This window comes from Pseudarthrobacter sp. J1763, from assembly GCF_050490295.1.
Classification (GTDB): Bacteria; Actinomycetota; Actinomycetes; order Actinomycetales; family Micrococcaceae; genus JBNPEO01.
This window is the reverse complement of record NZ_JBNPEN010000007.1, coordinates 184,517-196,182: the sequence shown is the minus strand read 5'-3', so window position 1 is coordinate 196,182 and position 11,666 is coordinate 184,517. Positions and strand designations below refer to the sequence as shown.

Here is an 11,666-nt window from a genome sequence, read left to right as displayed (position 1 = left end):
GGGGATGCGGACTGTTTTTTAGACAGTTCGGGGTTCACTGGCTGCTAGGCGTTTCCGGTGTTTCTTGATGCTGATGCCACCCAGGCTGGTCTTGATGCGCTGGTTGTTGTAGAAGTCTATGTAGTCGTTGATGGCTCGTTCGAGTTCGTCGGCACGGTTCCAGGTCCGGTGGTAGTACATTTCGTTTTTCATCCGGCCGAAGAATCCCTCGCAGGCCGAGTTATCTGGTGAGCATCCTTTCTTAGACATTGATCGTCGTGCCTTTGCGTCGCGGGTCGCTGTGATCCAGCTTGAGCTTCGGTAGTGCGTGCCCCGGTCCGAATGGATGATCAGATTGCCGTCGTGCGACTGGTAGTGCTCAGCGAAGGCTCGCTGCAACGATTCGTCAGCGATCTCCAGCGTTGGATGGCGGCCCGTTTTGTAGCCAACAACGAGCCCGTCAAAGCAATCGATGATCGCGGAGAGGTATACCTTCCCGGAACCGCTCGAGAACTCAGTGATGTCAGTGAGCCAGAGCTGACTGGGTAACGGTGCGTGAAAGTTACGCTTGACCAAGTTCGGCGGTGCCGCGGATGTTTCCCCTTGATAGCTGGAGTACCGCCGTTTACGCCTCGCGTAACGCACCGGGATCTTGTCCTCGCGGATGATCGTGCGCACCACTTTCTCGCTGACCTTGACGCCATCGTGACGCAGTGCCCACCAGATCCTTCGATAACCGTAGGTGTAGTGCGATTCAGTAGCATGTGCGTGGATCGCCTCACGTAAGGCGGCATGCTTGTCAGGCCGGGCTGAGACTTGCCTCTGGTAGTAGAAACTTGAAGCACTCAGCTTCAGAACATTCAGGATCATGCGGAATGGGAGTTTGTTGCGCAGCGCGTCGGCGATCTCAGCCTTTATCAGGTTGCTCAGTCGACCGGGCGTCACGCTCACGTCTTTTTTTATCAAGTCCAGCTCATGCTGCATCACCGCCTTCTCCACCATCAATTTGGCGGCAAGAGCTTTCAACTGCCCGGGATCATCTGGCAACGAGGCTTCCAAGGAAGCCTGCGTCGGAAACTCACGTTGAGTTCTGCGTTCCTTCTTGCTCATCAGACCCCATTCGCCACGCTCACGGTAGGTTTGCGCCCAACTATAAACGACCGCACCAGTGACCATGCCAAGAGTGTCCGCGATGTCCTTGACCGGCCTGCCCTCACTGAGCATGCGCACTGCCGATAGTTTGAACTCCACCGCATAACTACGCAGTACTTTGGCCTGTTTCCGGGGCCTGCGAGCACCAGATTTCCCGGCCTTGATCCACGAATGTAAGGTCCACCGACCCGGGTAGCCGAGCAACCGGACGGTCTTGGACACGGAACGGATACGGCTATACGTTCGCAAGGCATGGCGACGCTGTTCAGTGGTATACGCGACATTCATGGACTAAACCTTCCAAGATTCCGTCCGCATCCCCTTTCTGCCTATAACCCCATTTCTGCCTATAACCCTATAACCCGCGAAGGAGAAGGGGATTAAACGAGAAACGCCGGGCAGCGATGTCAAGGAAATTGGGGGGAACTCCTTGACTACTGCCCGGCGCATCATCGATTCCGAAGAATCGATTCTCATCACTCGCACCTCCATGAGGTACTAACTACTCTAAGTCCCGATCTTGGATATGTGCGGAGATTTGGCTGGGAAAAGACTGTGAATCGATAATTTTTCTGGGCCGGCAGCGCGCCTTCAAATCGGCCGTTAAATGAGAAAGCACCGGCGGTCTAGCAAGAGGATCGGGGGAACTCCCTGCAGACCACCGGCGCAACTGGATGAACATCCCCATGTCCATCCTCATCACTCGCACCCTTGAGGTAATTAATAATTTACGATCCCTAGTTGTGCACACCCTCGGCACGAGCTGTGTTTTCCGTGTGAATCGAAAATTCCTCGCATCGCCCCGGTTGGCCAGCGCACACGACGACTGCCAAGATGGAGTTATGAGCAACAAAATTGCATTCCTTGGCTGTGGTTCTATGAACGAAGCGATTATGGCTGGCCTGCTGGCCGCGGGAACTGATCCGGCCGACGTCGTAGCAACAGTTCGCCGTGCCGAGCGTGCCGCCGAGCTGGCCCACAAACACTCCGTTGTTGCCGTCGCCGGCGAAGAAAACCCGGAGAACAACAAGGAAGCTGCCACCGGCGCGAGTGCCGTAATTCTCGGTGTGAAACCGGTTGGTATCGCAGCCTTGGCTCATGAAATTTCCCCGGTTCTCTCGCTGGAGACACTAGTGATCAGCGTTGCCGCAGCCGTTTCCATTGAGCAGTTGGAAGCGGCCCTGCCCGCGGGCCAGCCGGTGATTCGCACCATGCCGAACACACCTGCACGCTTAGGCCGAGGAGTGGTTTCGGTCTCGGCCGGGACCAACGTCAGCAGCGAACAGCTTGAGGCCGCGAAGCAGATTTTTGACGCAGTAGGTACCGTAGTGGAGATCCCTGAAACGCAGGTTGACGCACTCTCGGCCATCAGCGGCTCGGGCCCGGCGTACGCGTTTTACCTTGCCGAGGCGATGGCTAAGGCTGGCGAAGACTTGGGTCTTGACCCGCAGCTGTCAGTGCTACTTGCCCGCGAGACCGTTGCCGGCGCTGGCTTTATGCTCGCCGAGGCTGGCGCGGACCCCACCGCTTTGCGCCGCGCCGTGACCAGCCCGAATGGAACTACGGAACGCGCTATCAATACCTTTGATGAGCGCGGACTTACGGCAATAATTTCCGACGGCGCCCGGGCGGCAGCTGAGCGCGCTGCCGCCATCACTAAAGAACTTGGAGCCGAGTCCTAGGGGCGCGCTGCGAAGCGTTCCAACAGGTCTACGTGGCCGGAAACTATGAGCATGTCGCGTGAGGAAACTTTGGTGTCTTGCCGGGCGTAGGTGAAGTCCTCGCCGGGCGTCTTGACACCAACAATCGTTACGCCGTATTTGGAGCGCACCTTGGATTCCTCCAGGGTGAAGCCCACGGTTTCCTTGGGTGGGTACATTTTGACGATGGCGAAGTCGTCGTCGAACTCGATGAAGTCCAACATACGCCCGGACACTAGGTGCGCTGCGCGAACACCAGCATCCGCCTCAGGGTAAATCACATGGTTAGCGCCAATGCGTGTCAGGATCTTGCCGTGTGAAGGTGTGATCGCCTTGACCCACAGGTGCTCAATGCCAAGGTCCACAAGGTTGACTGTGATCAACACTGAGGACTCGATCGAAGTACCCACCCCCACCACAGCAGAGCTGAACTCCTGAGCTCCAAGTTGGCGCAGCGCATCAATATTCGTGGCGTCAGCTTCCACAACGTGAGTGAGAACAGGCGCCCACTTTTGAACCAGCGACGGGTCCCGTTCAATGGCGAGCACTTCACGCCCCTGCTTCACTAATTGCTCAGCAGTCGAGGCACCAAAGCGGCCCAAACCAATCACCAATACTGGAGCAGCATGGTCAGGGCGGCGGCTTGCGGAGCCGTTGGAGGTATTCAGGCTAGCCAATGATGGGCCTCTCTTCCGGATAGTGGAACAACTGGCTGCGTTGGCGCAAAGCCAAAGCAGCAGCAAGGGTTACCGTTCCTACACGCCCGGCAAACATCAGCGCGGTCAGAACGTAGACGCCAGCTGGGGGTAGCTCGGCGCTCAAATTAGTACTGAGGCCCACCGTGGCGAAGGCCGAGATCGATTCAAAAAGCACCCGGTCCAGGGATGCTCCGCTGATCTGCAAAAGAGCAAACGCCGCGATGGAAACAAAGGTTGCTCCCATAACGATCACTGAGATGGCCACACGCATGGTTCCTTGAGGGATGGTGCGGCCGTAGATCTTCACATCGGCGTCGCCCCGAGCCTCGGCCACAATAGCCAAAAACATCACGGCGATGGTGGTGACTTTAATACCGCCGGCTGTTGACGCTGAACCTCCGCCGGCGAACATCAAAGCATCGCTCAAAAGCATGGTGGTGGAATCCATTTGATTCTGGTCCACGAGGTTAAAACCACCAGAACGGGTCATCACTGAGGCGAAGAGCGAATGAATGATCCTGTCTCCCACACTCATGTTTCCAATCGTGCGGAGGTTATTCCACTCCATCAGCCCCCACAAGATGGCGCCTGCGAACAGGAGAATGAGCGAGACCTGGATAGTCAGTTTGGTGTGCAGATTCCATTTGCGCCAACGGAGCCCATTTTGCTGCAGAACCATCACTACGGGGAAACCTAGCGAGCCCAAGAAAACGCCGACCATCAGGGGTACAAGGATCCACAGATCGGTCTCGTAAGGAACAATTCCGTCCGAGTGTGGGGTGAAACCGGCGTTGTTGAAGGAGGAGATTGCGTAGAAAATGCCGTGCCACACTGACTGCCAGAACGGCTCCCCGAGGGTCATAAACCGTGGGATCAGCGCCAGAGCAAGGACGCTTTCAATCACCACGGAGGTAGTGATTACGATCCTCAGCAAGGTACCCACCTCACCCAGACGGCCTGCATTGTTCATGGCTTCTTGGGCGATGAGCTTCCCGCGCACACCCAGCTTTTTGCTGACCATCAGGGCGAGTAGCGAGGCTAAGGTCAAAGTCCCCAAACCGCCAACAAAGATGGCAATCAGAATGACCAGCTGGCCAAAAAAAGTCCAGTGCGCCGCTGTTGAAACCACGGTGAGACCTGTGACGCACACGGCCGAAACGGCGGTAAAAAGCGCTTGGTACAGGGGCGTGAATTGGCCGGAGCTAGAGGAAATCGGCAAGGAGAGCAACAAAGTGAAAAGGAAAATTACCGCTGCGAACGCGCCCAATGCCAAGCGAGCCGGGGATGTATTGGCGATGTTGTCGATAAAATCGCGGAGCCCGGTGAGGATCCACAGGCTTGGACGTTCACCCGCCGGCGCTTGCCAGTCATGGCTGGAAGGGGCTCCCGATGTGCGCAAGGACACTGCTTTGCGGGCGTTGATCTTGTCCGCCCGCCGCATGGCCTGACTGCGCCCGGACTTAGTTGCGGACATGGATGGGTGCTTCCTTTGACGATTTGGCTTCCTTCAGTAGTAAACCACTAATGTCCCGCACTTCGCCGTCTCAGGTAGCCTGTAATTGATGTCACAGAACCCTGTCCTGTCCGGCCAAAGCTTGCCGGCCGTTCCGACTCTTGTGGCCTGGGATGATGCAATGACCGCATATAACTTCGGTCCAGGGCATCCTATGGCTCCGGAGCGGCTTGATTTGACCCACCGCCTGGCCGGTGACCTTGGCCTTTTTGACCAAGCGCATGTCCGGGTTGCGGCACCCGAGGTGGCTACCGACGTCGAACTTTCTGCCGTGCACAGCACCGAGTACATTGCCGCTGTGCGGCGAGTGTCCGCCAACCCTGAGCAGTGCGAGCCAGACCGTGGTCTGGGCACCGAGGACGATCCCGCGTTCGCCGGAATGCACGAAGCCAGTGCGCGATTGGCTGGTGGTTCCTTGCTCGCAGCGTCAGCCATTTTGGACGGTTCGGCGCTACACGCGGTGAACTTCGGCGGTGGTATGCACCACGCTCACCGTGAGAAGGCGAGCGGATTCTGTATCTATAACGATGCCGCGCTGGCGATCACGCGACTGCTTGATGGAGGCGTACGCCGGGTGGCATATATCGATGTGGATGCCCATCACGGGGACGGAACACAAAGCATTTTTTGGGATGACCCACGGGTGCTGACCATTTCTCTGCACGAAAGCGGGCTGTCCTTGTTCCCTGGGACGGGCTTCGCGAACGAATCAGGCGGCCCCAAGGCTCCCGGCTCAGCTGTGAATGTTGCGTTGCCAGCGGGGACCGGCGACGCGTCGTGGTTGCGCGCTTTTCACGCGGTGGTTCCGCAGCTCGTTGGTGCTTTTGCACCTGAGGTAATTGTCAGCCAGCACGGTTGCGATTCTCACCGCCTGGATCCTTTGAGTAACCTCACGCTCAGTGTTGATGCGCAGCGTGAAGCCATGATTTCGATTGCCCAACTGGCTGGCCAGCACTGCGAACAACGTTGGATTGCTACAGGCGGTGGCGGTTATGACGTCACAAGTGTGGTGCCACGCAGCTGGTCGCATTTGGTGGGGATCGCCGCGAACCGGCCAGTTCCCTTGCGCACCCCGGTGCCGCAGCAATGGCGTGACTACGTCATGGAGCGGTACCAGCGGCAAACCCCTGAACTGATGGGGGATGACATCGATATGTGGTGGCGTTCTTGGGAAGTTGGTTATGACCCTGCCGACGCTGTTGACCGCACGGTGATGGCAACGCGCAAGGAATTGTTCCCACTTTTTGGCCTGGACCCCTGGTTCGACTAGGTTCCATTCCCGCCGAGTTGGCACTTCGCGCGGGTGTTTGAGGGAAACATTGACGTTAAGTGCCAAGTCGATTGCGGCATTGGTTGATGCCTTTCAGTGCATATGTCGCTAGGGTGGAAAACATGCTGATTGACGACGTGTTTGCCGTCATCGCTGAGGCAACTCGGCGAGACATTCTGGTGTCCCTGCAATCCGGGGACAAAGCGGTAGGGGAGTTGGTTGAGGAACTCGAGGCCAGCCAACCCACCATCTCCAAGCACCTGAAAGTCCTGCGTGAGGCCCAGTTGGTGACCATGCGGGCGCAAGGGCAGAAACGTTTTTATGCGCTCAACACCGAGCCGCTCCAGAGTGTTGCGGCGTGGCTTGAAACGTTCGACGCCGGCCGGACAGCCAGTGCCAAGGGTACCGATTCGTCCGCCGCGGCAACGTCGGTGCAGGTACCGGGGGAAACGAACCCCAGTGCCCCGAATTCAGCAAGTACCAGCGCGGCCAGCGCGAGTTCCTCCACCAGCTCAATCCCGGCACAGACCACGCAGGCTCCGCCGAGCGACAGCCCGGCAGCCGGCGTCGAACTTTCACCGGCGACGCTGGCGCAGGGTGTAGCCAACGGCGACACTGATCCGTCTGTGCAGCAGCAATTCGGCCGCAGTGTTGGCCGAGCCGCCACCAAGGCGGCGGATTTGATCGCGAACCTACCCAAGTTCGGGCGCCGAAAGTAATCCTTGAGGGGTTTTTCGGCGCCCGTTTCCTGAACAGTTGATGAGCCTACTTAGCGTCGAGCAAGTGCACGTGATCGGGTGTGAGCTCGTTGATGTTGCTGACACCCAGAAGTGCCATGGTGCGGCGAATATCGGACTCAAGAATCTTAATGGTGCGGTCCACGCCTGCCCGGCCGCCAGCCATCAAACCGTAGAGGTAGGCCCGGCCAATCAAAGTGAAATCGGCGCCCTGGGCCAGAGCTGCAACAATGTCCGCTCCGGACATAATGCCCGTATCCAAGATGATTTGTGCGTTGCTTCCGTCGGCTTCAAACGCTGCCTTGACCTGCGGCAACAAATGGAAGGGGATTGGCGCGCGGTCTAGTTGGCGGCCGCCGTGGTTGGAAATCACCACAGCATCAGCACCGTGAGCCACCACCTTGCGGGCATCCTCTACGGTTTGGATGCCCTTGACCACGAGCTTTCCCTTCCAGGTCTCACGCAACCAGTCCAGGTCTTCGAACGTCAGGGTTGGGTCAAACATGGAGTTGATCAGATCCGCCACCGTGCCGCTGTATCGGTTCAGGGATGCGAAGGAGAGCGGCTCGTGGGTGAGGAAGTTGAACCACCATGCTGGGCGGTACGAGGCATCAACCACGGTTTTGAGTGTGAGTGACGGCGGGATGGTCATGCCGTTGCGGACGTCGCGCAGCCGCGCACCTGCCACGGCGGTGTCCACGGTGACCATGAGGGTGTCGTTCCCGGCCTTAGCTGCTCGTTCGATCAGTTCGAGTGAGCGTTCGCGGTCGGTCCAGAGGTAGAGCTGAAACCAGTTGCGGCCGTTGGGTGCCGCCTCGGCAACGTCTTCGATTGAAGCGGTGCCCATGGTGGAGAGGGTATAGGGGATTCCGGCGGCTTCGGCTGCCTGCGAGCCGGCGTATTCTCCTTCGGATTGCATCATGCGGGTAAAGCCGGTGGGCGCAATACCGAAGGGAAGTTTTGAGGTAGCGCCGAGGATCTCGGTGCTGAGGTTGATTGAGGAGACGTTGCGCAGAATCCCAGGGCGGAACTCGATGTTTTTGAAGGCATCCCGTGCCCGGCGAAGTGTGATCTCGTCCTCGGCGGCGCCGTCGGTGTAGTCAAAGGGCGCTTTGGGAGTGCGTCGTTTGGCCAGTTCACGCAGTTCCCACACGGTGGAGACCCGCGCTAAGCGCTGTTCGCGGTTGAACTCGGGGGTTTTGAACTGCATGAGCGGGGCAAGGTCGGAGTATTTGGGGATACGACGACGAAGGGCTGCGGGCCGGCTCTGGGAACTCATGGCTACTCCTGTTGTAGTTGCGGACATATGTGGTCCAACCACAGGGTATGTCATGTGGTTGGACCACATCAAGTAATCTTTGCTTATGAGAACTCACCGCATAGTCCTGAAGTGGGTCGAAGATCAACTGGCCGCCGGATCTTTGAGCGTGGGGGACAAACTTCCGGCCGAGCGGCTACTTGCCGAACAACTCGAAGTCTCCAGAACGTCCGTCCGTGAAGCCATCCGAGTTCTCGAGGCGATGGGTGTCTTGCGCATCGGTGTCGGCTCGGGAGCTCAAGCCGGAACCGTAGTCATTGCCGAACCCGGCGCGGCACTAGGATCCGCACTTCGCTTGCACGTAGCCACCTCGCACCTGCCTGTAGAGGACATTGTCCAGACTCGTGTGTTGCTGGAATCTTGGGCGGCCGCTCATGCCAGTCCACAGGCACCGCAGCTCGAGGAAGCTGCCAAGATCTTGGCAGAAATGGACACGGCCGCTGACGCAACGGGGGACGGGGGTACATCCGAAACCCCGGAGCGCATTGCAGAGTTCTTGGCCCAAGATGTCCAGTTCCATCTTCTGCTGGCCGCCGCCGCCGGAAACGCGGTAGTAACGGCCATGATGGCCTCTTTACGTGAATCGATCGAGAGCTACGCGCACACTCTGACGGCTAATCTGCCAGATTGGGATTCCACCACCGTCCGACTGCGGGCGGAACACCATGGGATCCTGAACGCAGTCGCCGCGGGGAACCCCAAGCAAGCAGCGCGCTTAGTGACTGAACACATCCAGGGTTACTACCGCGAAGCAGGTTTGGCGGCAACGCATAAACTGTGAGTGATTTTATTCCGCTTGCTGCATGTACCCCGATTGGAATGCGCTGTGCCCCTCTTTGATCTGCCTCTTGAGCAGCTGGAAAAGTACCGTTCCTCCGTTGTTGAACCGGTGGACTTTGACGAGTTCTGGGATCAAACGTTGGCGGAGGCGCAGAGCTTTGACCTCGCCGCTACCTTTGAACCTGTGAACAATCGTCTGGCTGTGATCGAGACATTTGACGTCACATTTGCAGGCTTTGGCGGTGCACCAATTAAGGGCTGGCTGCACTTGCCGGCTCACCGAGAACCGGGCAAAAAGCTTCCTGCCGTGGTGGAGTATCTGGGCTATTCGGGTGGCCGGAGTTTGCCTAACCAAGGCAACCGTTGGGCCCAGGCCGGTTACGCGCACTTTGTTATGGACACTCGCGGCCAAGGTTTTGGTGGCAGTTTTGGTGAGACGCCTGATCCGCACCCTTCGGCTGGCGGTGTGGCCTACGCCGGCCTGATGACTCGCGGGATCAACAGCCGCGAGGACTACTACTACCGGCGTCTTTTTGTGGATGGGTTCCGCGCCGTTCAAGCCGTCCAAAGGCACCCCGCTGTGGACCCTCACCGGATTGTGCTCAACGGCATTAGTCAGGGTGGTGGCATCAGCCTCGCGGTAGCAGGCCTAGTGGCCGGAAGGCTCGACGGCGTTATTGGCGTATTGCCTGACGTCCCCTTTTTGCAGGACTTCCCGCGAGCGATAGATACCGCAGCGAAAGGCCCGTACCCGGACATTTTTGCTTTCCTCTCGCGCCACCGCGAGAAGTATGAAGGCATTTTGAAAGTGCTCAACTACTTTGACGGTGTTCACTTTGCGGCCCGGGCCCAGACTCCGGTGCTGTATTCGGTGGCACTGGCTGACGATGTGTGCCCACCATCCACCGTGTTCGCGAGTTACAACGCGTACGGCGAGAAGTCCGGTGATGTGCGCAAAGCGATCGAGGTGTACCGCTTCAACAATCACGAGGGCGGCCAAGAACACCACTGGGTCAAGCAGCTCGACTTCTTGCAAACCCTTTAAGCGGCACCGTGCTGCCACACCACACTGGGTGCAAGATCACGCCCATCTGTTGATCGTGATTTTGCACGCGGCGATGTTCATGGTTATGGTCTTGGCATGACAAACCGTTGGTATGCGTATTTTTCGTTGGCTCTGGAGGGGCCCGCGTCTAACTGACACGCATTCAACTTTCCTTCAGAGCCAACAGGGCAGAGATGATTCTCTGCCCTTCGCCGTATCCGGCGGGTTCTGAAAAGGGGCCCGCTTCCCCCTTGAATCGGAGCCATCATGAACACCGCCTCAGCCACTGACAAACCGGCAGCTGAAACGCCCGCAACCAAACACGGCACCAATGATCTGCGCGTGGGTCAATTCACCCCGCTGCCCACACCTGCCGAGATGATCACCGAACTGCCGCTGGATGCGGCGGCGATTTCCGTTGTCGAACGCGGCCGTGAAGAAATCCGCGCCATTATGGACGGGGTTGACCACCGGCTTTTGGTCATTGTGGGTCCGTGCTCCATTCACGATCCCCAGGCCGGCCTCGAATACGCTCGCCGTTTGGTCAGCCAAGCTGAAAAGCACAAAGACGAGTTGCTCATTGTGATGCGCACATACTTCGAGAAGCCGCGAACCACGGTGGGTTGGAAGGGCCTGATCAATGATCCGCACCTAGATGGTAGCCACAACATTGCCGATGGCTTGCGCGCGGCCCGGAAATTCTTGCAGGAAGTTACAGCCCTCGGTATCCCCACCGCCACCGAATTCCTTGAGCCGATCAGCCCGCAGTACATGGCTGATCTGGTCTCGTGGGGTGCTATTGGTGCCCGCACCACCGAGAGTCAGATTCACCGCCAGCTCGCCTCCGGACTGTCAATGCCAGTCGGATTCAAAAACGGGACCGACGGCGACCTGCAGGTGGCGATCGACGCTTGTGCCGCCGCAGGGGCCGCACAGCAGTTCTTGGGTATTGACGGTGAAGGCCGGGCCTCGCTGGTGGCAACTGCCGGTAACCCTGACACTCACGTGATTTTGCGTGGTGGACGTGGTGGGCCCAACTACTCCGCCGAGCAGGTCCTGAATGCCAGCCAGAAACTGGCCGGTAAAAAGCAAAACCCGCGCTTGGTTGTGGACGCGAGCCACGCCAATAGCGGCAAGAGCCACCACCGCCAGGCTGAGGTGGCCTTTGAGCTGGGCGCCCAGCTTGAAGAGGTGGGCCTCAACAGTTCAGCGGATGCGATTGCTGGCGTGATGTTGGAGAGTTTCTTGGTAGGCGGAGCGCAGAATCTAGACGTAGCAGCCCACGCTGCCGGGGCAGACGATCTTGTGTACGGGCAGAGCGTGACAGATGCCTGCATGGATTGGGAAGTGACCACCGACGTCTTCGCACAATTGGCAGCCTCAGCACGGCAGCGTCGTTTATCCACCGCGAGTAACTAGGACTTTCACATTGGCCCCATAAGCATCTAGAGTATCTAGCACATGGTTGTTTGAT

At 58.3% G+C, this 11,666-nt stretch carries 10 protein-coding genes; 6 read left to right on the top strand and 4 right to left on the bottom strand.

The window, feature by feature from the left end:
- Positions 1-18 precede the first annotated feature (18 nt).
- Complete coding sequence (locus ACQQCD_RS09415) at positions 19-1,419, bottom strand: IS3 family transposase (RefSeq protein WP_430266734.1); 1,401 nt, start codon at positions 1,417-1,419, stop codon at positions 19-21.
- Between the two features lie 554 nt (positions 1,420-1,973).
- On the opposite strand from ACQQCD_RS09415, the gene proC reads away from it, so the two are divergent.
- Positions 1,974-2,813 carry a pyrroline-5-carboxylate reductase gene (gene proC, locus ACQQCD_RS09410; RefSeq protein WP_430268119.1) on the top strand — a complete coding sequence of 280 codons (840 nt, stop codon included), beginning with the start codon at positions 1,974-1,976 and terminating at the stop codon, positions 2,811-2,813.
- Here proC and ACQQCD_RS09405 read toward each other — a convergent pair.
- Both ACQQCD_RS09405 and ACQQCD_RS09400 read right to left on the bottom strand, forming a co-directional pair.
- The gene (locus ACQQCD_RS09405) at positions 2,810-3,499 is read right to left on the bottom strand and encodes a potassium channel family protein (RefSeq protein WP_430268136.1); all 690 of its coding nucleotides are present in this window, start codon (positions 3,497-3,499) and stop codon (positions 2,810-2,812) included. The genes proC and ACQQCD_RS09405 overlap by 4 nt on opposite strands.
- A gap of 1 nt (position 3,500) precedes the next feature.
- Entirely contained in the window at positions 3,501-5,003 is a 1,503-nt protein-coding gene (locus ACQQCD_RS09400; protein WP_430268118.1) for a TrkH family potassium uptake protein, read from the bottom strand.
- 160 nt (positions 5,004-5,163) lie between these two features.
- Here ACQQCD_RS09400 and ACQQCD_RS09395 point away from each other — a divergent pair, with 160 nt between their 5' ends.
- Both ACQQCD_RS09395 and ACQQCD_RS09390 read left to right on the top strand, forming a co-directional pair.
- On the top strand, positions 5,164-6,312 hold the full coding sequence (locus ACQQCD_RS09395) for an acetoin utilization protein AcuC (RefSeq protein ID WP_430268135.1): 1,149 nt from the start codon (positions 5,164-5,166) through the stop codon (positions 6,310-6,312).
- Positions 6,313-6,434: 122 nt separating this feature from the next.
- On the top strand, positions 6,435-7,031 hold the full coding sequence (locus ACQQCD_RS09390) for an ArsR/SmtB family transcription factor (protein ID WP_430268117.1): 597 nt from the start codon (positions 6,435-6,437) through the stop codon (positions 7,029-7,031).
- Between the two features lie 46 nt (positions 7,032-7,077).
- Here ACQQCD_RS09390 and ACQQCD_RS09385 read toward each other — a convergent pair whose 3' ends face one another.
- Positions 7,078-8,355, bottom strand: coding sequence for an alpha-hydroxy acid oxidase (locus ACQQCD_RS09385; protein WP_430268116.1), 1,278 nt, complete (start codon positions 8,353-8,355; stop codon positions 7,078-7,080).
- A 58-nt stretch (positions 8,356-8,413) separates the two neighbouring features.
- Between ACQQCD_RS09385 and ACQQCD_RS09380 the strand changes: the two genes are divergently transcribed.
- The 3 genes from ACQQCD_RS09380 (at position 8,414) to ACQQCD_RS09370 (ending at position 11,611) form a co-directional block, all read left to right on the top strand.
- Positions 8,414-9,148 carry a FadR/GntR family transcriptional regulator gene (locus tag ACQQCD_RS09380; protein ID WP_430268115.1) on the top strand — a complete coding sequence of 245 codons (735 nt, stop codon included), beginning with the start codon at positions 8,414-8,416 and terminating at the stop codon, positions 9,146-9,148.
- A 45-nt stretch (positions 9,149-9,193) separates the two neighbouring features.
- The gene (locus tag ACQQCD_RS09375) at positions 9,194-10,192 is read left to right on the top strand and encodes an acetylxylan esterase (RefSeq protein WP_430268114.1); all 999 of its coding nucleotides are present in this window, start codon (positions 9,194-9,196) and stop codon (positions 10,190-10,192) included.
- Positions 10,193-10,459: 267 nt separating this feature from the next.
- Positions 10,460-11,611, top strand: coding sequence for a 3-deoxy-7-phosphoheptulonate synthase (locus ACQQCD_RS09370; protein ID WP_430268113.1), 1,152 nt, complete (start codon positions 10,460-10,462; stop codon positions 11,609-11,611).
- Positions 11,612-11,666: the final 55 nt, after the last annotated feature.

Excerpts from the sequence above, each read along its gene's own strand:
- ACQQCD_RS09400 (WP_430268118.1), bottom strand. The coding sequence starts at position 5,003 with ATGTCCGCAACTAAGTCCGGGCGCAGTCAGGCCATGCGGCGGGCGGAC.
- proC (WP_430268119.1), top strand. The coding sequence starts at position 1,974 with ATGAGCAACAAAATTGCATTCCTTGGCTGTGGTTCTATGAACGAAGCG.
- ACQQCD_RS09370 (WP_430268113.1), top strand. The coding sequence starts at position 10,460 with ATGAACACCGCCTCAGCCACTGACAAACCGGCAGCTGAAACGCCCGCA.
- ACQQCD_RS09380 (WP_430268115.1), top strand. The coding sequence starts at position 8,414 with ATGAGAACTCACCGCATAGTCCTGAAGTGGGTCGAAGATCAACTGGCC.
- ACQQCD_RS09385 (WP_430268116.1), bottom strand. The coding sequence starts at position 8,355 with ATGTCCGCAACTACAACAGGAGTAGCCATGAGTTCCCAGAGCCGGCCC.
- ACQQCD_RS09390 (WP_430268117.1), top strand. The coding sequence starts at position 6,435 with ATGCTGATTGACGACGTGTTTGCCGTCATCGCTGAGGCAACTCGGCGA.
- ACQQCD_RS09415 (WP_430266734.1), bottom strand. The coding sequence starts at position 1,419 with ATGAATGTCGCGTATACCACTGAACAGCGTCGCCATGCCTTGCGAACG.
- ACQQCD_RS09395 (WP_430268135.1), top strand. The coding sequence starts at position 5,164 with ATGACCGCATATAACTTCGGTCCAGGGCATCCTATGGCTCCGGAGCGG.